The sequence below is a fragment of the Photobacterium proteolyticum genome, assembly GCF_001939735.1.
In the GTDB taxonomy this organism is placed as follows: domain Bacteria; phylum Pseudomonadota; class Gammaproteobacteria; order Enterobacterales; family Vibrionaceae; genus Photobacterium; species Photobacterium proteolyticum.
The window spans coordinates 23,929-47,784 of the sequence record NZ_MJIL01000075.1 but is presented as its reverse complement, the minus strand read 5'-3'; the positions used below and the strand labels follow the sequence as shown (position 1 = coordinate 47,784).

19 protein-coding genes and 1 pseudogene are annotated in these 23,856 nt (G+C 46.6%); 6 read left to right on the top strand and 14 right to left on the bottom strand.

All coding sequences use genetic code 11. The annotated features are described in order from the left end of the window. Positions 1-38: 38 nt before the first annotated feature. Positions 39-1,694: a bifunctional UDP-sugar hydrolase/5'-nucleotidase UshA gene (gene ushA, locus BIT28_RS13175; protein WP_075764389.1), complete on the bottom strand. Its 1,656-nt coding sequence runs from the start codon at positions 1,692-1,694 to the stop codon at positions 39-41. Between the two features lie 96 nt (positions 1,695-1,790). After that, entirely contained in the window at positions 1,791-2,810 is a 1,020-nt protein-coding gene (locus BIT28_RS13170) for a porin (protein WP_075764387.1), read from the bottom strand. A gap of 1,474 nt (positions 2,811-4,284) precedes the next feature. Here BIT28_RS13170 and BIT28_RS13165 point away from each other — a divergent pair. Next, complete coding sequence (locus BIT28_RS13165) at positions 4,285-4,830, top strand: 3'-5' exonuclease (protein ID WP_075764385.1); 546 nt, start codon at positions 4,285-4,287, stop codon at positions 4,828-4,830. A gap of 200 nt (positions 4,831-5,030) precedes the next feature. On the opposite strand, the pseudogene BIT28_RS29950 reads toward BIT28_RS13165, so the two are convergent. Next, a pseudogene (locus BIT28_RS29950) lies at positions 5,031-5,234 on the bottom strand (DUF4442 domain-containing protein); the annotation flags it as partial. A 351-nt stretch (positions 5,235-5,585) separates the two neighbouring features. Between BIT28_RS29950 and BIT28_RS13155 the strand changes: the two are divergent. After that, positions 5,586-6,473, top strand: a complete 888-nt coding sequence (locus BIT28_RS13155; RefSeq protein ID WP_075764383.1) for a DMT family transporter — start codon at positions 5,586-5,588, stop codon at positions 6,471-6,473. Positions 6,474-6,601: 128 nt separating this feature from the next. Then, a complete protein-coding gene (locus BIT28_RS13150) occupies positions 6,602-6,958 on the top strand; it encodes a c-type cytochrome (RefSeq protein WP_075764381.1) in 357 nt (118 codons plus the stop codon). A gap of 78 nt (positions 6,959-7,036) precedes the next feature. Here the strand turns inward: BIT28_RS13150 and BIT28_RS13145 are convergent, their stop codons facing one another. After that, positions 7,037-8,605 (bottom strand): DHA2 family efflux MFS transporter permease subunit, encoded by a 1,569-nt coding sequence (locus BIT28_RS13145; RefSeq protein ID WP_075764379.1) that lies wholly within the window; start codon positions 8,603-8,605, stop codon positions 7,037-7,039. 3 nt (positions 8,606-8,608) lie between these two features. After that, a complete protein-coding gene (locus BIT28_RS13140) occupies positions 8,609-9,652 on the bottom strand; it encodes an HlyD family secretion protein (RefSeq protein ID WP_075764377.1) in 1,044 nt (347 codons plus the stop codon). 126 nt (positions 9,653-9,778) lie between these two features. On the opposite strand from BIT28_RS13140, the gene BIT28_RS13135 reads away from it, so the two are divergent. Next, positions 9,779-10,699: a LysR family transcriptional regulator gene (locus tag BIT28_RS13135; protein WP_075764375.1), complete on the top strand. Its 921-nt coding sequence runs from the start codon at positions 9,779-9,781 to the stop codon at positions 10,697-10,699. Positions 10,700-10,819: 120 nt separating this feature from the next. Here BIT28_RS13135 and BIT28_RS13130 read toward each other — a convergent pair whose 3' ends face one another. The 5 genes from BIT28_RS13130 to BIT28_RS13110 all read right to left on the bottom strand — a co-directional run bounded on the left by BIT28_RS13130 (position 10,820) and on the right by BIT28_RS13110 (position 17,833). Next, positions 10,820-11,806 carry a DUF3187 family protein gene (locus tag BIT28_RS13130; protein WP_075764373.1) on the bottom strand — a complete coding sequence of 329 codons (987 nt, stop codon included), beginning with the start codon at positions 11,804-11,806 and terminating at the stop codon, positions 10,820-10,822. Between the two features lie 319 nt (positions 11,807-12,125). Continuing rightward, positions 12,126-13,703 (bottom strand): hypothetical protein, encoded by a 1,578-nt coding sequence (locus BIT28_RS13125; RefSeq protein ID WP_075764371.1) that lies wholly within the window; start codon positions 13,701-13,703, stop codon positions 12,126-12,128. Positions 13,704-13,900: 197 nt separating this feature from the next. Further along, the gene (locus tag BIT28_RS13120) at positions 13,901-15,421 is read right to left on the bottom strand and encodes a hypothetical protein (RefSeq protein ID WP_245823690.1); all 1,521 of its coding nucleotides are present in this window, start codon (positions 15,419-15,421) and stop codon (positions 13,901-13,903) included. A gap of 169 nt (positions 15,422-15,590) precedes the next feature. Further along, positions 15,591-16,817 (bottom strand): DUF3179 domain-containing (seleno)protein, encoded by a 1,227-nt coding sequence (locus BIT28_RS13115; RefSeq protein WP_075764368.1) that lies wholly within the window; start codon positions 16,815-16,817, stop codon positions 15,591-15,593. 113 nt (positions 16,818-16,930) lie between these two features. Continuing rightward, a complete protein-coding gene (locus tag BIT28_RS13110) occupies positions 16,931-17,833 on the bottom strand; it encodes a LysR family transcriptional regulator (RefSeq protein ID WP_075764366.1) in 903 nt (300 codons plus the stop codon). 136 nt (positions 17,834-17,969) lie between these two features. On the opposite strand from BIT28_RS13110, the gene BIT28_RS13105 reads away from it, so the two are divergent. Both BIT28_RS13105 and BIT28_RS13100 read left to right on the top strand, forming a co-directional pair. Then, on the top strand, positions 17,970-18,920 hold the full coding sequence (locus tag BIT28_RS13105; protein ID WP_075764364.1) for a M23 family metallopeptidase: 951 nt from the start codon (positions 17,970-17,972) through the stop codon (positions 18,918-18,920). After that, complete coding sequence (locus BIT28_RS13100) at positions 18,824-19,264, top strand: bactofilin family protein (RefSeq protein WP_075764362.1); 441 nt, start codon at positions 18,824-18,826, stop codon at positions 19,262-19,264. The genes BIT28_RS13105 and BIT28_RS13100 overlap by 97 nt, the downstream gene beginning before the upstream one ends. Positions 19,265-19,473: 209 nt before the next feature. Here BIT28_RS13100 and BIT28_RS13095 read toward each other — a convergent pair whose 3' ends face one another. From BIT28_RS13095 to BIT28_RS13080, 4 genes are read right to left on the bottom strand one after another with little or no spacing between them, the layout of a single operon-like run. Continuing rightward, complete coding sequence (locus tag BIT28_RS13095) at positions 19,474-20,115, bottom strand: TorD/DmsD family molecular chaperone (RefSeq protein ID WP_075764360.1); 642 nt, start codon at positions 20,113-20,115, stop codon at positions 19,474-19,476. Further along, entirely contained in the window at positions 20,108-20,560 is a 453-nt protein-coding gene (locus tag BIT28_RS13090) for a hypothetical protein (protein WP_075764358.1), read from the bottom strand. The genes BIT28_RS13095 and BIT28_RS13090 overlap by 8 nt, the downstream gene beginning before the upstream one ends. Beyond that, positions 20,560-21,249, bottom strand: coding sequence for a 4Fe-4S dicluster domain-containing protein (locus BIT28_RS13085; protein WP_075764356.1), 690 nt, complete (start codon positions 21,247-21,249; stop codon positions 20,560-20,562). Before BIT28_RS13085 ends, BIT28_RS13090 begins: the two co-directional genes overlap by 1 nt. Before the next feature lie 11 nt (positions 21,250-21,260). Continuing rightward, positions 21,261-23,846 carry a molybdopterin-containing oxidoreductase family protein gene (locus BIT28_RS13080; protein ID WP_083651820.1) on the bottom strand — a complete coding sequence of 862 codons (2,586 nt, stop codon included), beginning with the start codon at positions 23,844-23,846 and terminating at the stop codon, positions 21,261-21,263. Positions 23,847-23,856 lie beyond the last annotated feature (10 nt).

Below are 23,856 nucleotides of genomic sequence, written 5' to 3'. Positions count from 1 at the left end.
AGAAGCCCTGTTATCCCTAACAGGGCGACATATCATTTTTATTTGTAGACAATTTCGCCGTTTGGCTGGAATTCAGTGACGTCAACAGTACCTTTCGATTCGATGAAATCTTTCAGTACTTCTGCATCGACATAGCCGGTGTTCACAAATGCCGGATGCTGAGTGATGTTCGGGTAGCCGTCACCGCCAGCAGCATTGAAGGAAGGAATGGTGAAGCGGTAAGTGTCTTTTACATTCAGTGCTTTACCGTCAATTTTCACGTCAGTCACTTTGTCGCCGTTTACTGTCATGGTAATACCGGAGAACTGAGCATAGGCACCTGAATCTTTAGACTTGGTACCAACAACATTCAGGTAGTCCTGAACTTCGGCACCAGTCATATCAACATAAGTCACGATGTTGCCGAATGGCTGTACTGTCAGAACATCTTTGTAGGTGATATCACCGCCAGCGATAGAGGCGCGAACACCACCAGAGTTCATAACAGCGAAGTCAGCTTTGGCACGCTCTTTATGGGCTGTTGCGATTAGACGACCAAGATTTGTCTGGTTATTACGTACGATCTTACGCTCACCAACCAGATCACCGTTGGAAGTACCGATCTTCACGTTAAGTGCGGCCTGGCCTTTGTCCTGGAATGGCTTCAGGGTATCGAAAACGGCCTTGTCTTGTGGGATTTCGTCTTGGATGAAGACACGAACTTTCTTGCCGTCAACCTTGATTTTCTTCTTCAGGTTAACAGGGATAAGATCGTATGATTTTAGTTCGAACTCACCGTTTTTGAAGGTGTAGTCAGCACGGCCAACGTATTTACCCCACTCGTGCGCTTGAACAATCCAGGTGCCGTTCTGCTGATCTGGCTGACACGCGTCACCCGGGTGGAAGTTCTTGCTGTACATGTTCGGACCTTCCATGCAGACAGGCTCTTGCGAGTGGCCGCCTACAATCATGTCAAGGTCGCCTTCGTTCAGGTAACGAGCAAGCTTCACGTCACCCGCTGCGTTTGATCCGTGCTGGCCATCTTGATAGTGCCCCATGTGCGTTGCTGCAATGATCACATCAGGATTGTGCTTGCTTTTTAGCTCGGCAATAACCTGCTTGGCTTCTTCTTTAGGATCTCTGAACTCAACGCCGCCGATGTATTCTGGGTTACCGATTTTGGCTGTGTCTTCAGTTGTCAAACCAATAACAGCGATCTTAATGCCTTGCTTGTTAAAGATTTTGTACGCATCGAACATACGTTCGCCATCTTTGTAGATGTTAGCTGCTAGGAATGGGAATTCAGCCCAGCCTTCCTGCTTGGCAAGTACATCAAGCGGGTTATCGAATTCATGGTTACCGACAGCCATTGCATCGTAACCTAGCATGTTCATACCAATGAAATCTGGCTCTGCATCTTGCAGATCTGACTCTGGCACACCTGTGTTGATATCACCGCCTGATAGAAGAAGGACAGAACCGCCTTCTGCTTGAACTTCAGCGCGAATTTCATTGATCAGTGTGGCACGGGCAGCCATACCGCGTTCGCCGTATTTGTTCTGCCAGAAGTTGCCGTGGTTATCATTGGTATGAAGAATGGTTAGGTTATATTCTTGACCCTGAACCCACTCATGTGCTGGTTCCTGGGCAGAATTTTGGGCTGTGCATCCGGTTGCAACCGCAAGTGCGAGTGCCGATAAAACGATCTTTTTCATGAGAGCCTCATTCGAAGAGGGGGGGGGAAGAAAAGAGAGAGCCAATCAAGGGACGAAAGATCAGCTCTCTAGTTGTTCTAGATGTATCGAGTTACATTAGAACCAGTAGTAAGCCATTAGGTAGGCTAGAGCACCTGATTCAGTTGTCTTCTTACCATTTGCATCGCGCTCACCTTTAAGTACATCACCGAATGCAACTTCAGCCGCCAGCTTCACGTTAGATGCGTAGCGGTACTCGGCACCAACAACACCAAAGTATGCTTTATCTGCAAATGCGTCAGAGTCAGAGTAGTTAACGTTAGCAAGCAGGTTTAGTTTCTCTGTCATTGCGTACTTACCACCCAGGTTTACACCTTTTTCAGTAGTGTCTGCGCCACGGTCGAAGTTTTTGGTTTCGTCGAATGCAAGACCAGCAAGAGTGAATTTGCCTAGCTCAACTTCACCGTGTAGCGAGTAGATAGACGTTTCGTCACCTTCTTCAGCACCTGCAAGTACAGTGAATGTGTCGCCGTAGTAACCGATGTAACCGTTAGTTACTTTGCCAAATAGTGAATCTGTTTCGTATGTGTATTTCTCTGGGTGACCGAATTCATCGGTTGTGCCATCCCAGCCTTCAAGAGAGTGAGAGATACCTACTTTGATGTTACCGAACTTACCGCGGTACTTGATAGTGCTGTCCTGGTCACCTGCTTCAGAGATACCAAGACCTAGTTCGTTAGTTACGTCGCCGAATGCGTCAACGTGGTCGTATGCAGTATCCGTACGACCGAACTCGATTGAATGGCCTTTAGTTACGTTGTAACCAACGTACGCTTTGTCGATGATGATGCGCATGTTGTTATCTTTTGTCCAGTCCTGGCGCTCGCCGTCAAGCTCGAACTTCGCGTAGAAGTCACCAGTCTGACCTTTTAGACCGATCGTAGCGAAAGAGTCATCAACAAAAGTTGTATCTGGGCCAAAAGGAGTTTTGTCAGTATCAGAGACGAACGTACCGCCAACTTCTGCGCCACCGTAGACTTTGACGTAGTCGCCATTGTCAGCTTTGTAGACTGTTGCTGCCTGTGCTGCACCAGAGATGAGAGAAGTCAATGCCACTGCGATAATTGTTTTTTTCATTATAAAATCCTTGTAAGAGATTGTGTATGTTCCGCGGTCACAAACATTAATCATTTGGAAAATCTTGCACAAGTTATTTCGTGTAAAGTGCATATTTGCTTTTAAAATTCGTGACACAAGACTCAGGCAAACGTTTGCAATAAATGATTAATTTATGGCGTGAATAATATTTTCAAGTAGCAATGATGTGATTTTTTCTTTGGGGTTGGAATTGTAAGTAAAAAAAAGCCCTGCCGGAAAGGCAGGGCGAAATTTGATTTTGGAACTGTTCAAAAGGAACAGGTATTCAACAATTAGCAAGTTTTACAGTGATATCTAAAAGCACAACTTGTTTGCTCAAGATATTGCGTTATTAAAGTACATGTTTTTTTGTATAACGCAATTGATAATTTAAAAAACTATAGTGTTTTATTTCGATCGAAAATTAGACAATTTCGGTGTTTTTCTATTGTTTTAAATCCATCAAACTTTATAAGTCATTGAATTAAATGTGTTTTATTTGGTTTGTGTCAATATTTCGACTACGCGATAAGTATGGTGTTGCTTGCTGTTGATATTGTCATCTGTGTCACATAACCGCCTGCAAACAATATAATTCAACAAAAAAGCCATATTGATGAAATTATAACTTTGGGCATTTGTATTTTTATTGGTTTGTTTGGGTTTCTGCTTATTCTATATTGCTTAATATATTTACATTAAATATTGATGATTTATTTTTATATTAGTGAGCTATTTGTGTTTTATATTTCTCTTGATTGTTTTTTTTGCTCTATTTAAATTAATAGTTCTTATTGATTTATTTATTTTAAACTCATTGGTTTATTATTTGTAAGTTGATTTTTACTTGGCTTTATTTGTATTTTTTATGCATAAACGCCCTGCATTTTAGATTGTTGGTTATTGGTGTGATGAATGGATATCTTGGTCGTTGTTCTGATTTATTAAATCTCGCCAAAGTGAGTTTTTTAGTGATAAATGCTTTTTTGAGTTAAAACTCTAATTTATATGCGAACAATGTATATTCATAGTGTCTCACAAAAACAAATTGTACTTTTGTAATGCTGCAAGCAAAATTGTGACGGTGGTTTGATTTTACTGATAGTGATATCAGTTGCATGGTGTTAAAAATATGCTAAGTATTAGCATTTTATGGAGCTGTATACAGCCTTAATAGAAATGACATAAAAATGAAATATTGCAGTCATCTTTTCAATTTTTGCTGCATGTAATCGTTCGCAAAATTATTGTACTAAAGTGTGTGTATTTTCATGCAAATATGACATTTGACATGTTTCTTTAAGGTGAAAGAGGTTTGGTGTGATATTTATCCCACTAAGGAATGTCGGAATGAACTATTTCACTTTTTGGTGTGACATGTGGCGACTCAGGCTTGCTGATGAGCTGAGGGTGTTGCTACTGGGCCCCAGATGGTATCCTTCCTGCCCAGTTTTAGCGTTGTGCCGGAAAAGTAATGAATTTTAATCGTATTGTCTGCTTTGACCTCGAAATGTGTTGTTGGAATGATGGTCGGGAGTCGAGAACTGGAGAGATTATCGAGATCGGTGTTGCCGAACTGGATCTGGTAACCGGTGAGATTGTTCGTCGCGCACAGCATTATGTGAAGCCGGAGCATGATGAGATTTCTCCGTTTTGTACCGAGTTGACAGGTATCAAGCCTGAAGTGATAGCCAAAAACGGTAAGCCATTGGCAGCGATTTTGAAGTCTATTGAGCAGAAGTTTGGTGGGCGTCATAAGATTTATGCTGCCTGGGGACGGGATGACTTGATTCTGCGTGCCGAGTGCAAAGAGAAAGGGCTTAAGGTTCCGTTTAACGAGTACTTAAACTTAGCGACACTGTTCCGCTTGCAGCGACATGTTAACAACAAACGCTGTGGTCAGCGTGCCGCGATGGACATGGCGGGTGTTGAGTGGGAAGGGCGTCAACACTCTGGTTATGTGGATGCCTATAACCTTGCTCGTTTAGCCAAGACATTGTTCATCTCACCAAGTGACTAGATTCTGTTGTCAATTGCATGACTTTGTCAGTCCTTGTAGCCAGAGAGTAGAAAAGCCGCGTTATGCGGCTTTTTGTGGTGTTTAGTTAACAGATAGATTTAGGCCAAGCGAACATTCATGGTGATCTCGGCCCGGAACACAAGGTTCCCCTCAGTATCAGTGACTTCGTCCGGCACTTTTTTATCGCCACCTGTTTCCCATTAGATCCCGTCTCCTGTTGTAAGATCGGTGGTGGCTTTCTTTAGATACTCCACCGTCATACCGACCGGTAGCCAGCGGCTTGTTGTCGGTACACAGACATCAGTCATCATTCAACCGGCCAGCTCAGCCATATTACACATGGCAATCGCATGGACAGTGTTGATGTGGTTCGTTACTTTTCGCCGTTTTTTTATCGTGACTTCCGCATAATCGGTCGAGGTCTAGTCTGACTACGCCGCAGATGTCTAGAGCAAAAATCAACCAATTACATTCTTTTCCTCTTAGAAAGCTCACTCTTTCTCATCAGGAATGATTGTTGAAACATACAGTTTTAACGTTAGATAACGCTTTAAGTTCAATTGGTTATAAGAATTGTTGTGGTTGGGGAAGGAAAGAGGTTGGCTTAGTGGTACGGGGAATTCCCTTAAATGTCTGACAATAGAGTTATGATGTCTTTTTAGAGATATTTATATCAAAGATGACCTGCCACACTATGACGTACATGAATAATGATTCATCCAGTTTTGACTAGAAAAACAATCTAGAGGCAAACCATGTTCTACTTATTTCCTTTACTTACCGTTTCAATTTGGGCAGGGAATGCCATTGTTAATAAGCTTTCGTTCAGCGTGATCGATCCGGGTGCTATATCCTTTTACCGCTGGTTTGTCGCTATGTTGGTACTTACACCGTTTGTTCTGAGGTCGGTATGGCTAAATTGGTCAACCATCCGGCCGTATATTCCCCAACTCGCTTTCTTGGCATTACTGGGTATGGTTCTGAACCAGTCGCTGGGCTACTTTGCAGCTGAAACGACGACGGCTACCAATATGGCATTAATCATCTCGCTAGTGCCGCTTATCAGCATGTTCCTCAGTGTGCCTCTGTTGGGACAACGCTTGCTGCCGTTGGCCATTGTCGGTGCCGTTTTATCCTTGGCCGGGTTGGTCTTGATGCTGAGCCATGGCGATATCAGTAATTTCGCATCGCAAGGGATCACTGTTGGTGATGCTCTGCTGTTGTTGGCGGCATTTGTCTACGCATTATATTGCGTGTTGTTAAAGCGCTGGCAGATGCCGCTGAGTACCTGGCAATCGGTCTATGTGCAGGGAGTGTTGGCAGTCTTGATGCTTGTTCCCTTATTGATGGACAGCGAGCGGGTCGCAATCACGGCCGAGTCACTGCCGTTGATCATGTACGCAGCAATTCCGGCATCGGTGATTGCCCCTTGGTGCTGGATGCAAGGGATACAGCGTTTGGGGGCGGACCGTACGGCGATGTTTATGAACTTGATGCCAGTGATCACTGCCGGAATTGCGAGTGTGATGCTGAGTGAGCAGCTTGCTGCTTATCATTATGTTGGCGGTGGCATGGTGCTCGCCGGTGTGGTGCTGGCACAACGGAAACCTAAGGTAAGGGTGCAGCAATTGGCGACGGCGTAAGTTTTTTATACTCGCAAGCGCTGAATGTGAGAGCGGTAACTGCCATGGGGTGTTGCCGCTTTTTTAATGATTTTTTCACTTTCTCAGTGCTAAAAAGACTAAGAACGTACTTATGGGGCAGGTGAAAGATGAAAAAGTTGTTAGCTGGATTGGTTCTTGTCTCTATGAGTGCCCTTGTGGGATTCTCTATACTGCAGAAAACAGACTATTCAACAGCAGATGTTAACAACGGGAAAGAAAAATACCTGACGTATTGCCTGTCTTGTCATGGCGAACTCGGTCATGGTAACGGTGTTGCCGCTGCGACTCTGTCCGAAAAACCGTCCAATATCTATAAGAAGGTAACATCCCCCTTTGAATTCGAAAGTGAACTGTACAGCACCGTGATGAATGGTAACGAAGGAATGCCGGCCTGGGGGGCGATACTTTCCACCAACGATGTCAGAGATATCTTCGGTTACATCATCGAAGCCAATAATACATAAACGTCTGGCAGCCGATAAAGGCTGCCGCTATATGGCAATAGCCTATGATATAGGCAAAGGTTTTGATGGTGTTGATGCTTAGCTCTTTGAGCTAAGCATCAGAACGGCGGCAAAGGCTAAAAAGGCACTCATCATCAGAAAGGCATCGTTATAGGCCATAATAGCAGCGTCGCGCTGCATGGTTGCCACCAGCGATGCCTGGGCTTGTACCATAGCCGTACCGGAGTCGCTGCCAGCCTGAACAAAGTAACTGCTTTGTTGCAATAGTTGCTGCCAGGCGTTGGAGCTGACGCTGGGTATCGACTCTTTAATATGTGCAAGATGCTCGCGAGTTTTGTTGTCGAGCATTGTTGCGATGATTGCAATACTGAACGCGCCACCGAGATTTCGCATCACATTGGTGAGGGTTGATGCATCCGGCGTATCTGCCTTGCTGATCCCTTGCATGGCGACCAGTGATAACGGCACCATGATAAAAGGGCTGCCGATAGCCCGAAGCAACATCGAAAAGATCAGTTGCTGCCCGCCAAAATCAACGCTCATGTGAGTGTTGACGTAGCAGCTCAGCCCAAACATGACGAACCCAAATGTGACCAGATACTTCGGCTTGAATATGTTCGTCAGCTTCGGTACCAGCGGGAAAATCAAGAGCTGGGGAAAGCCCATCCACATCAGGACCTCACCGATCTCCAGTGCGTTGTAGTGCTGGATCTGTGTCAGGTACAGCGGTAGCACATAGATAGAACCAAGCAGGGCCATGCCCAGGATCAGATAGGCCAGACAAGACATGGCGAACTGTCCATTTTTAAGTAGGCGAAGATTGACCAGCGGTTTCTTGTGCTGTAACTCATTAATCACAAAATACACCAGACTGACTGCCGAAATGATTGACAGCGTAACGATAAAGTCAGAGCTAAACCACTCTTCGCGGTTGCCGTCTTCCAGCACCACTTCCAGACACCCCAGGCCAAGTGCCATGGTGATGATTCCAACCCAGTCGGCTTTTAGCAGGCTCTGAATATTGAGAGGTTCATCGTCCAGGCCATAGCGTACCATGGTGATCAGCAATATGGCCGGCGGAATATTGATGTAGAAAATGTAGTGCCAGGACAAATTCTCAGTCAGCCAGCCGCCGAGCGTTGGACCAATAGACGGGGCAAAGGTGGCAGTAACTCCGAACATTGCCATACCGATCGCCCGCTTATGGATTGGCAGTAGCTGTACCACCAGCGAAAATGCCAGCGGGATCAATGCCCCGCCACTAAAGCCCTGCAGCGCTCTGAACACGATCATGGAGGTCATGTTCCACGATATGGAGCACAGTAGAGATGACAGCGTAAAAATCACCGTTGTCCAGGTAAGATAGCGCCTTTTCCCCAATGCCATGGAGAGCCAGCCACTCAGTGGGATCGCAATCATTTCTGCGACCAGATAAGAGGTTGAGATCCATGAGCTCTCATCCAGAGTTGCTGACAGTGCGCCCTGAATATCTTTCAGCGAAGAGTTGGTGATCTGGATATCCAAAATAGCCATGAAGGTGCCAATGAGTCCGCCGATCAAAGCTATCCAGTGGCGGCGAGGAACCTGATCCTGAGCGGCCTCTCGGGCGATTGGTGGCAGCTCAGTAAGGGTGTCTGACGTACTCATGGTTTAGCCTCGGGTATCGACAGTGGCAACAACAGACAGCCCGGGGATTAACCGGCCCTGGAGCTGGGCCGGATCGGCAATGGTAATTTTAACCGGTACCCGCTGAACGATTTTAGTGAAGTTGCCTGTCGCGTTTTCTGGCGGCAGCAGAGCAAACTTTGCGCCTGTTGCTGGAGAAAAACTGTCGACTATGCCTTCCAGCGGCTGGCCGGGAAACGCATCCAGCTCGACTTTGACTTTTTGCCCTTGGTGAATCTCTGCCAGCTGAGTCTCTTTGAAGTTAGCCTCAATCCATACATCTGAAGTCGGAACCAGACTCATCAGCGGCATGCCAGGTTGGACATACAAGCCTACTCGAACGCTACGTTTGCCGACAATGCCGTCTACAGGTGCGTAAATGTTGGTGTAACTAAGATTGAGTTGCGCCTGATCGAGCTGGACATTGGCTTCTACAACAGAGGCTTCGGCCTGGACGATTTGGCTGGCTATAACGGCCAGCTGATCCTTGGCTGCCTGATAGCTGGCCGTTGCTTCGTCAAGCTGGGCTTTGGTCACTTTCAAGTGTGAAGTGGCGCTGTCGAGCTCATCTTGCGAGGAGTAGTTGCGTTTGAGCAGACTTCGGGTCCGGTTAACCTGCTGTTGTGCCCGTTCATATTCGGCACTGGCTGATGCGATCTGGCTTTCTGACTGGCGGATCTTGGTTTTCTGTAACTGCTGCTGAGCGGTTAGGTTATCAATTGCTGCCTGGCTGACAGCCAGATTTGCCTCGGCCTTGTCACGGGCTGCAATAAAATCTCTGTCGTCAACTTTCGCTAGTAGCTGGCCGGCTTTGACTGTCTGGTTGTCAATGACATATGAGTCGGTGATATAGCCGGCGATCTTGGGACTGATATTGGTGATATCGCCTTGAAGGTAGGCGTTGTCGGTGGATTCGAAGTATTGTCCGTAGCTAAACCAATATCCCCCGGCACCAAGCCCCAGGGCCAGCATGATAAAGGTAGCGATCAGCGGCGCTTTTTTCTTTTTTCTTTGTGTCGTTTTTGTCATGAGGCCTCTGTTGATGGTGAAATTTGATGGGTTTTTTGTGTTACAGAGTGTAAGCGAGAATGATTGGTTGATTAGATAGGAGAAAAAGGAAACACTGTTGCAGAAATCGAATCAATAGGTGGCAAAATGGATCTCAATACCGTTGCTATTTTCTCTCAAGTTGTTGAATGTGGAAGCTTTACCCAAGCGGCAGAAACTCTGGATTTAACAAAGTCGACAGTAAGCCGTAAAGTGGCAGAGCTTGAGCATCATTTAGGTGTGCGCTTGATCACGCGTTCGACCCGGAGTCTGACCCTGACGCCAGAAGGCGAGGCGTTTTATCAGTCATGCCAGCAGATGCTTGAAATTTTGGGGCAGGCCGAACTGGAGGTAACGGCTAATCAGGACTTGATCAGAGGGCGGCTGAATGTGGTGATGCCGGTTGAGCTTGGGCAGAAGGTCTTTGGGCCGTACATCAACGAGTTTTTAAAGCTGTACCCTAATGTCACGGTACACTTCGAGCTAACGAATCGCGAAGTTGATATTATCGGGGAAGGGATTGACCTGTATGCCCAGGTTGGCGAGGTCTCTGATTCGAGTATGGTTGCCCGACCTTTTTATACGACGACGCGAGTAATGGCCGCCAGCCCGGAATATCTCGCACAGTATGGAACGATCATGACGCCCGCTGATCTAAAAGCGCCTCATCATCAGGTGAAAATTTATAATAAGGCAGTAAAGATGCCTAACTGGCATTTGATGCAAGCCGATAATGAAGTCTATATTGATCTCCCTTATCGGCTGAGGGTCAATAGTATCACGTCTTCGCTAATGGCTTGTCTGGATGGTTTAGGCGTTGCCATGTTGCCGGAGTTTCTCTGTCGCGAACATTTTGCCTCCGGAAAGTTGGTGCAATTATTACCAGACTGGGAGATGCCGTATGCTCCTATTAGCTTTGTCTATCCGCAGCGTAAGCTGATCCCCAAGCGGCTCCGGGTTTTTATCGACTACTTAATTGAGCGGTTTGAGCGCGATCTGGAGAATATGCTAAACAAGGAAAAGATTTAGCTAAACGATCAGTTGACAGCAGATATAGGCTGAGACATTGCGCAGCCAGCCAGCCAGGCTGTTTCCTGGCTGGAAGCCAATCAGCGCAATTGCCAATGACCCTAGGGTTTACATTGTAAATCAGAACCGATGCCGATAACCGAGCGTAAAGGCGATATCGGTACTGTTATCCATATTAAAGACATTTTCGATCATCGAGAACTCAATGGCACTGCGCTTCATGTGGTAGCGATAGCCGAGCAAAATTTCATTGGAGGGCTTGGACAGATCGGACGCGGCATCGGTCGCCCCTTCATAGATATGGTACTCAGCAAGTAGCCGGTGTTTTTCCGTTAACTGGAACTGATAGCCGGCACCGAACGACAGAGCTACCGAATTATAGGGGATATTGCCCAGCACCTCGTCGTCATTTCGGTATGACAGGCCAAGCATACTGTAAAACATGTGCTTGTCACGTCGATAGCTGTAATTGAGCTGCAGCGCCTGCTCAAAGTTACTGGTTTCAAACGGACCACTCGGTACATAGTTGTAGTACAGTGAGCCGCCGATCGATAAGCCGTGTCGTTTGGTTTCCAGTAACTGGTAACTGGTATAGAAGGTCAGCGCACTGCCGAGGGTCTCGCGGTTAAAGTCATGGATCTCGACTCCGTACTGGGGAACCGAAATATCAAAGGAGTGTTTGTCGACTTCATCGCGCCCGTTCTGGCTGATACCGAATACGTCATGAAAGGCGGAAGTCAAACTGTCCAGGTGGTTGTTGGCTGCAAACCGGTAAGTGTAGTCGAGCTCGACGAGCCATTTGCTATTGATCTGCCACTGGCCGCCAACGGATATGGCATTTTGGTAGTAGTCGGCATTGTACTCTTCAGTATGTGCCCAGACACTGGCAATCGTACCTGTCGTGTAGACCTCTACGGTTCCGGGTTGATAGCTAAAGCCGCTGCGCACAAGCGGAGTCAGGCTATTGGATTGGATAGGAGATTGGGCGTATGTTCTCAACGGACCATAGTCATCGAAACGGGCAATGCCCTCAGCGGTTGCATAGCCGGAGCCAAAGAGTGCCGTAACCCCAGATAAAGTGTAAAGCGTGATACTGCGTGTATTCATCACAATGCCATTTGTCTCTGTTGTTATTATTGGTGTAAATCTCTGATAGGTGTCTTGTATAACCTAACTTGCCTGACCACTTTCTGAATCAGCCTGAATTAGTAATGAAATAGATACCTTTACCTCTGAGCAGGGTCGACGAATTCTTCGGTAACTTATCTTGATTGTAGTGAAATGTGTTAGAAAGTGGCTGTTCAGTATTGCAACCTTTTCTTACGTTCGAGAAAGGGAAGGAGGGGAAGACTGATGTTTCCATTCACTGTAAGGAGAGGCCAGGAGCCGTTGCTTACGGCTCCTGCTTGGATGGGAGGATCAGAAGCTAGGGGATGAGCAGTGTTGGTTTCGCCTCATAGGACAGAGCGAAGTCAATTTCCCAGCTCATGCCATTCATGTTAAGGCGGCCGTCAGGTACGCCGTCCAAGCCGGGTTGGCCGGTATCGGCAACCTCCCATTGTTGGGTGCGAGGCGAGGCGACATTGCTGAAGTTATCCCCCTGGCTGTCATCGTCAAGCGTATAGATATAGTGCCGATTATCGAGTTTGGCGGCACCATAAACTCTCACGCTATGTCCGCCTGTCCAGTCACCGTCGACATCATACCAACTAAACAGAATCGTCACTGCCCGGCCCTGTACAAGCTCGTTGAACATCCACTCCCAGGTTGGGTTGAGCCCTTCTCTCTGCGAAGTGATTCCGTTCATGATGACAGTACCGTTGTCGCAGTCGGCACCGCTCCCCAGTACTGTTGAGCCGCTGCCCTGATGGCGAAACTCTGTGGTGTCAAACGTTCCGGAAACAGGATCGGCCAGATAGCCAAATACACCACGAATGAGTCCGCAAAAGGTGGTATAGCTGCCGCTATCTAAATCGAGTACACCTGCGCGCCGGCCGTAGCTGTCGATGTTGGCAACCAGGCTGTTTTCAGGTACCGGTTCCCAGATAAGTACATCTCCGGCCGAAGACACTTTCCCGATACCGCGAATATGAAGCTGCGGAAAGCGCCATGCCAGAGGCAGGTTATCGTATCTGTCTTCCAGGTATTGCAGTGCATTGGCATGAGCCATCGGCACGCACTGGTTACGGCCAGCATCAAGGTTGGGTTGGTCGGCTTGAATGACCTGGATTGGAAACAGCAAGTCATCCGGTAGTCCCGGCGCAGGGGTAACTGGCTGAGGCGGGCGTCCCAATGACAGGGAGCTAGGGATGGTTGATGAGATAGGGCTGACTCTGCCATCGACATGGCCAGCTCCTTCAGCGTTGATGATGATAGGGCTTACGCTAAAAGTTTGTGGTGGAAAACGTTTGGCGAACTGGGCCACATCTTCAATCGTTGGCAATGGCTGCGGTGAGAACAGAACGGTAGCACGCATTCGCCGCAGGCTGCCCTGGCCATCTTCACCGGGACGCAAGTCAAAATAGGCTGACATCTCTGGTTCTGGCGTATTGGGCTGACGACGAGAAATTGTGGCAGATGATCCTCGTCCAGGCTGGGTAAACTGCCTATTGTCGGCATGCTTTATCGTTACTGTTTTTCTGCGGTCATTACTATTCGAATCTGCGGGGGAAGATACAAATAGATTACTGATTGCCCAGACGGCTTCCCCGCCGCGGTTTTGAGGGTAGGTAAAAACATTGACATAACCCGTGCCGAGCGGCTTACCCCGGCGATCGGTCAGCTTTGTCGGTTTGACTCTGAACTGGCCCCAGTCACTGTTGCTGATAGGGCTTATAACCAGATCAAAATTGACCTGATCAAAGAAAATGGCGTTGGAACCTGAGTGTAGCTGAGTAACAGGCAATCGCTCTGAAGGTGAAGAATTGCGGTGTGTGGCGCTCGCTGCGCTGGAATACAGCAGTGAGAACAACAAGGTGATAAGTATACCTTGGTAGATTTTCATGGTCAGACTCTCGGGAACATTCGATAGGTGTGGGCACCATCCTATGCCCATACAATCATTGTTAACTCAAACCCTTAGTGAACGGCACCCACTCCTTTGACTATGCTGTTTCAAGTATAGTTAGGGGGGATGCCGGGTATTTCTTATTTACTCAAAATACCCAGTAGGGAGTAGTACTGGTCGTTTGGGGATAACGGCTAAGGCTTTTGAAAGAGCGGGCTTAACATATCGGCATCATCGAAGTGCCTCTCACCAATAAAGGCAGTAGCATGGTGGCCTATCTGGCGCATTGTACCCGGCGATTTGACACCAAACGGCCATAGATACCAGCGTTCCAGCCGGGTGCTGGCCATCAGCATTCCTTGTTCGTCAAACAGACTTTTGTGTTGGTTTTTCTGTAACGGCAGGCTGCGCAACTGCTGGTAGTCGAGCACATTCAGCTGATGTGACAGAGTACTATTCTGAATCCAACGCACGCCTTTCATCATATGCTCCCCCTTAGAGACAGTGACCTGCAGAGTAGCTGCCCCCGCTCTTGGGTTGACATGCATGGTTATCGGCGCCTCGATGCGGGTATTTCGTGGGGCGAACTTGAGCTGTGTATCCAGGGCAAAAACTATATGGTAACAGCCGCAGTGATGAATACTGTCGAGGATGTATGGTCTTCCCCGGCTATCGAGGGTCAGCCTGACAAGGAGGCCGTCGAACTGACCGGCATAGGGATCGATCGCGGAGGTTGCTGTCCGGTGGGCAAACCAGAGGCTGTACTCTAGCTGCAATAGGATCTGGCCGTGAAACCGGGTATAGCTGTGACTGGTATACAGCGTAGGTCTGCTGGTATTGATATAGGGTAGACCGCCAGAGTGGTATGCCACCTGACCAGGCTTGTCGTCGAGTGATGCCGACTCGATGAGAAACTCCGGGGCATAATACTCAGACAGCCGGGCGACTTGGTACTCGGTAAGCAGGGGCCATCCCAGATGAGATTGTTGTCTGGTGCGCTCGAACCAGGACTGAATTTCCTCCGAGGAGAGTTGAGAAGGCGTGCTTGCAGCAGCATAACTGATGGTGTACTCATCCAGGGGAGAAATAAAGCCACTGATAATTCGTTTCTTTTCGGTATCAATGGCAGGGGTTGCCAGTGACTTGCTGATAGGATAAAGACCAACAACCCGTTGCCAGTTTTGATAGTTAGACTGAATATGAGGCGGATATTGGCGTAACTGGTGCCAAAACTGACGGTCACTGAGTGTAGTGTGGGTGAGTTGTCGTGCGCATTTATCGTTGTGTTCAATATCGAAACCGGCTTTATTGGCGAGGTTTTGGTGCTCAACCTTTCTCTGAACGGAAGCCAGCCGGGCAACATACTGTAGCCATTGTTCTTTGCTTTGCTGTGATGTGAGATCCGGTATGAGCGAGAGACTGAAGCGATCGAAGGCAAGGTGCGGGTAACGCGGAACCCAGAGGTGTTGCACATCCTGTACACCTTGTTGCTGAACTATCCGTTTGAAGTCGACTAACTGAAAGGCACAATTTTGTACTGAAGAGGGATAGTATCGAAGCTGGTCGGAAACGCTATCCGGTATGGGTTCTGGCAGGCTGGTACATGAAACGGCAGTGAGGCTGATGATGATCAGAGCCAGTATGCGCAAGGTAATGGCCCGTAGAACGGCTATACGTCGAGCGATATATTCCAGAGCGGTAAACTGCCAGACCATTAATTGCCAACCTTCTTATTGCATAAGTAACAGTTAAAGACTTTCTTCTGTATTAGTTTTAGCATGATTTGGCTTGCTCGAGAGCAAAGCGGGATCGGTATGAGTGTTAATCTGAAAGAAAAAAGCAATGACCGTGGTGGTCATTGCTTTTATTGATGGAAGGGGAGGGTTATACCCGGTTGATGTCGGTCTCCGGGAAGAAGTTCGCCCAGATGATCCAGTAGGCACCGGCCTTGACGGTTTCAACTCGAGGCAGTTTGCCGTTTGGAGTCTGACCGTAGAAATCGATCTCGGTGACAGCTTTTCCCGTTGTATTGTAGAAAATACCCAGGCTTTCGAACTCGTTGTCGTAGCTGATAACAATTTCTTTTCCGCCAACCGTTGCGTTAACAGGTTTGGTATGAGATTTCACGAAGTCGACAGTGTATGCCACATAGTCGTCACCCACATTTAGGCCATAGACAGTTTCTTTAGTCGGAAGACGAGGATCGACGTGCTTGATGGTTGGGAAGGTAGGATCGACACTGGTGGCCTGATCTTCAATGGCGTGATTGAAAATCAGCTCCATGATTGGGTCGTAGATCGCCAGGAATGGGTTTTCCCAGAATGATGCCTTCATATCATCAACCAGATAGTCGTTAACAAATACCTCGCCTTCAGGGAAAGCTTTGGCAAATTTATCGAATGGCATTCGGTAGGTTGGCCACTCTCGCATTTTCGCATCAGCACTATTGTTGCGATCGGTTTCTTTCTGTCCCCAAAGTTGCTGAATAGGTTCGCCGCTATGCTTATCGTACATGACCAAGTTATTTTCCAACTGGTTCATTGGTGCCAGATCGAGCTGTTGACCGTTGATTTCGGGTGTGAAGGCCATACCCAGGTTAGTAAGACCGCAGTAGGTCATGACGACGTTTTCGCCACCGAGTTCGCCTTTGCCAGCAACATGCGGGCGGAGTAATTGTTTGTCCGAGTGGGCACGGGCCTTGCCGTTGATTTCCAGAACAATCACGCTCTCGTTGGGGGCATAGTATTTGGCTGCTTGCTCCACAGACAGGAATACACCGTTATCCATCCGGGCGCGCATCATAATGTGCGGGTTAATCATGCCGCTGTAGAAATTAAAACAAAACAGTAAGGAAAGGAAAATTAAGGGCTTGTTGTTGATGATGTCGCGTTGCTTGAATTTGAAATAAAGAACGGCAAAAAAAGCGGCCAAGCCGACAAATGCAAGTAGGTAGCGGTTATACCAAACCCACATGGTGCTTTCTCTCGGTGACTGGATAAACCATTGGCTGATATCCGCCAAGTCTTTAAACAGGAAACCAACACAGATCTGGGCAAGGAGCATACAAGTCCAGAAAATGATTTTGGAGTGTTTTTTGATAATGTCTTTCATCGTTAGATTCACTCTGGTAGTACTGATAGAGTGAGTCTAAAACGGGCACATTAGAGGAAAAACCGGCCTAACTGGAATGCACTGTGCCATTAAATGGCACAATAAAAGTAATGTTACTTGATGCCATTCTCGAGCGAATCGATCCTTGCCTGCAGGAGCATCTCAACCTCATCAAGCAGCAGCTTCACTTTATTGGGAACGTAACGGCGAGAATGGTAGATCCCGTATAGGTGCTGCTGAAAGGCGTATTGGCCGTCAAATAGTCTGACGAGCTTGTTAGCCAGAACCTCGTTGCTCACCATGATGGTTGGAAGGCAGCATATTCCCTGATTTGCTACGGCCAGTGCCCTCAACACGTAGGGTGAGTCCACACTATATTTGTGGGTTAGCGACAATGTTTGCTGGGGGAAATGCCACGCCATTGCCCTGGGGTTGCTCTGAGCTAGCTCCAGGGTCGATAGCTGTTGAAGATCGGCGGGGGTTTGGGGCTCCCCGTGAGCGGCCAGATAATCCGGGCTGGCATAATAGTCATAGTGTAGGGTTGCCAGCGGACGGGCGATAAAGGAAGAGTCCGGCTGCTCGCCAATATTGAGCTGTAAGTCAAAGCGTTTCTCGGCCATCAGGTGTTGCGGCTGCGAGTCTGAATGCAAATTTAGCGAGATATCCGGATAATCCTGGCAGAACTGAGCGACATGATCGACACAGAGCTCAAGAATGCAGTCCGGGGCGTAGACGGTCAGTTTTCCTGAGTAGTCCCCCTGCTTCTGGGCGATTTCTTTTTCGGTGGTCTCGACTTCCTGCAGTATTTGCTGTGCCTTGTGAAAAAAAGCTTCACCGACTTCGGTAAGGTGAAGACGGCGGGTCGTTCGCTCCAGTAATCGGGTTTTCAGGCTTTGCTCCAGGTCACGGATACGGCGGCTGACCGTTGATTTAGGGATCTCGCAATAGTCGGCGGCTTTGGTAAAACTGCCTTGTTCAACCACCTTAACAAACAGTTCCATATCATCCAGTTTCACGCGAATAACTCTCTGGTGCCTAAACGGTAAATACTATCATAGTGAAACAGATACAGATCAATAGGCCAGTTCACTTAAGAGATTGCTGAAGCCGTCGCCTATGAATAATAAGAGCAGCTATTAAAAATACAATGACATGAAGGATCGTATCACTATTTCGGTATCCACCATACATGGCTCCGAATGCTTCTACCTGGGCAAGAAGGTGCGAAAAGCTGTTCGCTGGGCTGTCGCTTCATTTTTGGTCGCTTCATTACTGATTGCTGGTACCGTCGCATACCTTCTAAATGAGGTTGATTTTTCGAGGGCTAAGCATCAAGAGTTGGAAACTCTGTCCTCTTCGCTGAATCGAGATCTTAATGCGCTAGAGGTGCAGAGAAAACAGCTTGAACACGATTTGGATGACAGAGAAAACCAACTGATCACGGTGTCTGAACGGTTGGGTAGCCTGGAAAATATACTTGGTGTAAATGCCGATGGTGATATGCCGCTGGAATTCCGCTTGGATGTGGCTGAGCTCAATTCGGCAGTCCGAATGGCTATTTTGAGGCGTGTTCCCAATGGGGCGCCTGTCATCAATGCCAGACAGTCATCTCAGTTTGGTTTACGTAAGCACCCGGTGACAGGCACTAAACGTCTACATCGAGGCTTGGACTTTGCCGTGAACACAGGTACGCCGATTTATGCACCTGCTGACGGGGTTGTTGCGACGGTACGACCTAACAACAAAGGGTCGGGAAACTTTTTGCGATTGCAGCACTCCTTTGGTTTTACGTCGTCATATTCCCATCTGCAGAAATTTGCTGTTAGAAGCGGTGATTTTGTCAGCAAGGGAGATTTGATTGGTTATTCCGGTAATTCAGGTTTGTCATCAGGTCCGCATTTGCATTATGAAGTCCGCTTTATAGGTAGGGCGCTAGACCCTCGGCCATTTGTCGACTGGGATATTAATAATTTTGAATCTATTTTTGAAAAAGAGAAAAAGGTTAAATGGGCATCTTTAACAAACAAAGTAAAGCAGCAAGTCAGCATGCAACTACAACTGTCATCGCAAAGGGATGCAATATCATTGGCGAGCTCCAGCTAACGTGTGATATTCAGGTTGATGGCATTATCGAAGGTAAGCTTCGGATTGAAAAAAACTTAGTGGTTAGCAAGTCAGGGCGCATTAAAGGTGAGATCTATGCCGATAAAATCATTGTGAATGGGCTAATCGAAGGTACCTGTTACGCCAATGCCGTTGAAATTATCGAGAGCGGGAAAATCTCAGGTACTATTTACTGTGATAACTTGAGTATCGAGCAAGGCGGCAAGTTCTTTGGCAGTACCCATCCAGCAGAAAAAGAGCAAGTTGTAGAGTTGTCACCGAGAGATAAGGCAGAAACAAAACCGTTAAAAAAGGCGACAGATAAAAAAGCAAGCAATGAATGATGGGTTATTGTTGTGGATAGCTTTGATGTAACCTGTCACGATACAAAACATGACGTAACCAGAACTGGCAGGTTAATCTTACTCAATTGAGCGTCTCTCACTAACTATCACTTTTGAGCGTAGTGCAAAAATATAGCGAAAATATTAAAGGCGATATTAGTTGTTCACATCATTGAAATTGCACTAGTTATTCATTGTACGCAACCGAATCAGGTTGGTGCTCTGTCTCGGCTTAAGTTTTCGAAATCTTGTTCAAGAAAACAAATCAATGCACTGATAACATGAGAATAAAATTTCAGCTTGTTATTTTGAGACTCAACATGATTACACCATGAATGAACCCAAGATAATAGATGATGCTGAAGAAATGATTGTTGCCGCAAAATAAGAGTATCATTGAGTTCTAAAAAGATATCAGTTGGCTGTAACTGCTGAGATGCCAAAAAAGACATATATTGCAACTCAGCTACTATATGATCACTAACATTGTTGTACGGATCTAAGGGTTTAAAATCATAGTTGTTATAGCATTGAATGACGGCAGAACGGCAATCTGATGGTTCTATATTTTCTCGATAAAGGTGTTCATACGGCGGTGGTGGGCCGAATTCCTGGGAAATACCGGTAAACAAACAAGTGAAATCAACCGCCATACTCATCAAACCATCATTCGATAGCTTTTCATGTTCAATAATCCATTGTTGCACAGGGGATAAGAAACCACTCTCACCTGTTTGTTTGGCCCATTGAATAAGTTGTTGCCATGTGGCAGCACTCATCGGCTGATTAATCAAGCCTGCAAACAGACGATAAGTATGGCTACGTAATTCTACACATTTTCTCTTATTCATTTTGGTCATCTTTTATTGTACTGCCTGTATACCATGGGGTTCCCATTCCGCCCGTCTGGTGACATCCCAGGCAAACAGATTTTTCGATACGACCTTTATTGCTGGACGGTAGAATTTTAAATTTGGAAAGGATTAAATAGTCTGCTTTATATGAGGAAGATAAATGACAGTGGCTGCAGTCCAACAATAATTTATCGGCATGAATAATATGAAAACGTCCATTTTTATCTGATACTGAATAGATGTTACCCACGTTAATTTTGTTTTGCCTGATTTTCTCACCTAACCTTGCATACTCAATCATCTCTGCCTGTTTATCTGTATCGTCTTTTGCATTCACAGCGAAAACGAGCAAATTACTAGCTGAAAAAGAGAACAGAAGTAAAATTAGTCGCTTAACGGCCAGCCTTTTTAAGGGAGAACGGCTCAATGACGGGATAGACATTAGTCGCCTCCTCCGCTTGATATGTAGTAGACCCGCGGTAACGTGCCATATTCCTTTTTCATCTGCTCCGCTTTTTTCTCTCCAATCCATTGGGCGACTTTACTATCGGTATCGTCGACATTACCAAAGGCACGCGCATCGACCGGGCAGACCAAATCACATGTGGGCGTATATTGCGGAGCAATACCCACTTGTTCAACGCTATTATCTTCAATTGCCTTTTCGATTTTATGCCAACAAGATGTGCACTTCTGTGCGACTCCTTGTTTCTTTCTGTGCAGCGGATGTTTACTCTCCATTGGTAATGCTTCATATGGCGTAGGATCTTCATCAACATATAATGTCTCGCGCTTTTTCTGGAACTGAGGCACGCCATAGGGGCACACAGACTCGCAATAACCGCAACTTATACATTTATCGTAATCAAACAGTACAATGCCATATTCATTGGTTGTGATCGCATGGACGTCTATTTCATGACACACTTTTTCGCACGGCGCATTCTCACAATGCATGCATCCCATCGGTACGAATTTTTCACGAACATTGGGATATTTTCCTATTTCATAGTTGTGTACCACCTGCCAGGGAGTATCGGGGGCGCACTGGTTTTCAACACTGCATGCCGCTGAACAGGCACGACACCCAATACACCGTTCCAAATCAATAACACGCACAAACTGAGTCATGATCCTATCCTTCAAGCTTTGTACAATTTACATTTGGTATCATTAAAACTATTCATTCCAGATACCACATCAGGATGAAGCTCCAGCACTTGATTTATCCATATTCCTTTCTTTGCATATTCAGGCAACCCCTGGCTCTGCTGGCCAAAATGATAGGAAGCACCGACGGTATCCGGCCGTATTCCTTGAGTCAGCAATGCTTTTCCCTGTACTTTGCCAATACGCGTTTCAATCACCACGATATCACCCTCCCGAATGCCTTTTTTAGCGGCTATAGTGGCATTGATGACCACACCGTTTTCCTGGGTGTCGGGCCCCAACGCGTTAAGAATAGGATTAGTTGAGGTATTACCCGATTGATTTCTGTACATGTGCTTAAAGGTGATTAAATAAAAAGGATAGTCATTAGCTTCAAGGTGCGGCGTTGGAAAACCATGTTCTTTTTGCGGGAGAGGAGAAAGGCTAACTGCGTATTTTTCTAGATCGATAGATTTAATATCGTGCTGAGCAACGGTTTGGCGCACCAGTGCCATTGTTTCAACAAGTTGATCGGCGTAAAATTTCATTTTAGGCTTTCCTGGTCCGTTAAATACTTTTTCGATCCCTCCCCAATAGATTTCTGATGGCGCAAGATGTTTACCAACAAACCCTTTCTCAATCGCTGATTCAAACGACTTGCCTTTGGTTTTTTCTTTCCAGATTAACTCTACGGCTTCTTTGGCGGTGTAATTCTTGCCTTTCTTGAAGGGATATTTTTTTAGCCCCCAACGAGTGTTAATTTGATCAACATAGTCATCAAGAATGCCAAGGCGACGTGCTAACTCCCAGATAATACTGTAACCATCATGCTCAAGGTTATAGGCATTAGTAGCTGGTTGACGAATGGCACTGTGTTTTGTGTAAGGTGTATAGCGAGTCGGTGAAAAATGCCACGACTCAAGATAAGTCATGTCAGGTAAGACAATATCTGACATGCATGCAGTCTCACTCATCACAATATCAATACAAACATTGAATGTTTTTTTGAGCGACTCAAATTGAGGCTTGGTGTCAGAGGTTGAAAAAGGCCGGTTAGTGGCATAAAAAATTTGCATCTCCGGCACATAGGGAAGCCCATAACGATCGGGCTCCAATATCGACAAAGCCACTTGCTGAGCCACATTATGGGTTGCATGGGGAAAGAAGACGCTTTCCTGTAAATCAACTCTTTTTGGGGGATACTCAGCTTTGGACGGTTTGAAATATTTGGGTTGTTTATAAGCACTGTGCAGTTGAGTCCCACCAACTGCATCGATACTCCCAATTATCATCTGAATGATTAACGCAGCTCGCCAATTCTGGACGCCATATTGCTTGGCAGATAAGCCTCTGAATGTATGAAGAGCGACAGGTCGATAGCGTTTTCGTTGCCCGTCCACAACGACCGTCGCGCCGATCATGGCCTTTTCACCAATTAACTGTGCTAGTTGTTTGACTTGCTTGGCTGGAACATCCGCCACTTCTTCGACGTATTGTGGCGTAATGTCAGACACACCATTGGCAAAAGTTTCGAAAGCCGTTATAACCTGACGATCATTATGCTTAAACCGCCCTCGCAATGCGGGGGTTACATCATCGCTAAATGGTCGGGCTGACTGGCTGACTGTGTCCCAGATCAGATAATCCCCGTTTTGATTTTTTATCGCCTCACCTTGCTCACCGAGCAGAATGGGAGCATTGGTGTACTGGACTAAAAACTCCTCATCAACAAATTGATTGGCGATTAATTCTCTGGCAATGCCCAATATCAAGATAATGTCTTTCCCCGGTCGAACCGGTATCCATTTGTCAGCCTTGGATGCACATACTGAGAGCCGAGGCTCTACAACCACACTGTACATCCCGTTTTCCTTGGCATCTAATGACGCATGGTCAAACCAGCGAGAAAATTGTTCTGCTTCAAAATAATTGCCACCAAAATTGACGAACAATCGTGTCTGCTTTAAATCGGGCAAAAACCCGTGATAACCCCATGTCAGCTCGTCGGCAACATGCCGGGCCGCCTCACATGTTGTCGTCCGGTGTACCAGATTGGGAGTTCCAAACGCTTTTGCAAAGGCTTTGGGGAATTTGTCGCCAATTAGATACTTGCCATGGCCATGTTGCCAAATAAGTTTGGCGGGATCTTCGCGACGAATTTTGTCCATCTTTTTTGTAATGGTATCAAAGGCTTCTTCCCAGCTTATTTCAACCCAACCAGGGTCAACATCCAGCCCTTTCTTTTTATTTGTCCGTTTCAGTGGTTTTTTCAAGCGATAAGGGTTGTAGGTGTTAAATAACCCAGAAGCGCCTTTCGGGCATATCCCATGGTTGTAAAACTCTTTACGAGCACTGTCGGGATAAATAGCACGGATGACTCCATCGCTTCTTTGTATATCAATGCCGCAAAAATTAACACAATGAACACAGGTGGATTTAATACTATCTGATGGTGATGGAGTCCAATTCTTTGCTCCTGCTTGAGTCTTCGCTGCATTCAAATTGAAACTACCGAAAATGGGAGCAGAGACCCCTGCTGCAGCCAGGCCTTTCATAAAATCGCGTCTATCTAGATCCATATAATCCTCT

Excerpts from the sequence above, each read along its gene's own strand:
- BIT28_RS13120 (WP_245823690.1), bottom strand. The coding sequence starts at position 15,421 with ATGGTCTGGCAGTTTACCGCTCTGGAATATATCGCTCGACGTATAGCC.
- BIT28_RS13140 (WP_075764377.1), bottom strand. The coding sequence starts at position 9,652 with ATGACAAAAACGACACAAAGAAAAAAGAAAAAAGCGCCGCTGATCGCT.
- BIT28_RS13145 (WP_075764379.1), bottom strand. The coding sequence starts at position 8,605 with ATGAGTACGTCAGACACCCTTACTGAGCTGCCACCAATCGCCCGAGAG.
- BIT28_RS13130 (WP_075764373.1), bottom strand. The coding sequence starts at position 11,806 with ATGAATACACGCAGTATCACGCTTTACACTTTATCTGGGGTTACGGCA.
- BIT28_RS13135 (WP_075764375.1), top strand. The coding sequence starts at position 9,779 with ATGGATCTCAATACCGTTGCTATTTTCTCTCAAGTTGTTGAATGTGGA.
- BIT28_RS13170 (WP_075764387.1), bottom strand. The coding sequence starts at position 2,810 with ATGAAAAAAACAATTATCGCAGTGGCATTGACTTCTCTCATCTCTGGT.
- BIT28_RS13150 (WP_075764381.1), top strand. The coding sequence starts at position 6,602 with ATGAAAAAGTTGTTAGCTGGATTGGTTCTTGTCTCTATGAGTGCCCTT.
- ushA (WP_075764389.1), bottom strand. The coding sequence starts at position 1,694 with ATGAAAAAGATCGTTTTATCGGCACTCGCACTTGCGGTTGCAACCGGA.
- BIT28_RS13165 (WP_075764385.1), top strand. The coding sequence starts at position 4,285 with ATGAATTTTAATCGTATTGTCTGCTTTGACCTCGAAATGTGTTGTTGG.
- BIT28_RS13105 (WP_075764364.1), top strand. The coding sequence starts at position 17,970 with ATGAAGGATCGTATCACTATTTCGGTATCCACCATACATGGCTCCGAA.
- BIT28_RS13095 (WP_075764360.1), bottom strand. The coding sequence starts at position 20,115 with ATGAATAAGAGAAAATGTGTAGAATTACGTAGCCATACTTATCGTCTG.
- BIT28_RS13080 (WP_083651820.1), bottom strand. The coding sequence starts at position 23,846 with ATGGATCTAGATAGACGCGATTTTATGAAAGGCCTGGCTGCAGCAGGG.
- BIT28_RS13090 (WP_075764358.1), bottom strand. The coding sequence starts at position 20,560 with ATGTCTATCCCGTCATTGAGCCGTTCTCCCTTAAAAAGGCTGGCCGTT.
- BIT28_RS13125 (WP_075764371.1), bottom strand. The coding sequence starts at position 13,703 with ATGAAAATCTACCAAGGTATACTTATCACCTTGTTGTTCTCACTGCTG.
- BIT28_RS13115 (WP_075764368.1), bottom strand. The coding sequence starts at position 16,817 with ATGAAAGACATTATCAAAAAACACTCCAAAATCATTTTCTGGACTTGT.
- BIT28_RS13085 (WP_075764356.1), bottom strand. The coding sequence starts at position 21,249 with ATGACTCAGTTTGTGCGTGTTATTGATTTGGAACGGTGTATTGGGTGT.
- BIT28_RS13155 (WP_075764383.1), top strand. The coding sequence starts at position 5,586 with ATGTTCTACTTATTTCCTTTACTTACCGTTTCAATTTGGGCAGGGAAT.
- BIT28_RS13100 (WP_075764362.1), top strand. The coding sequence starts at position 18,824 with ATGGGCATCTTTAACAAACAAAGTAAAGCAGCAAGTCAGCATGCAACT.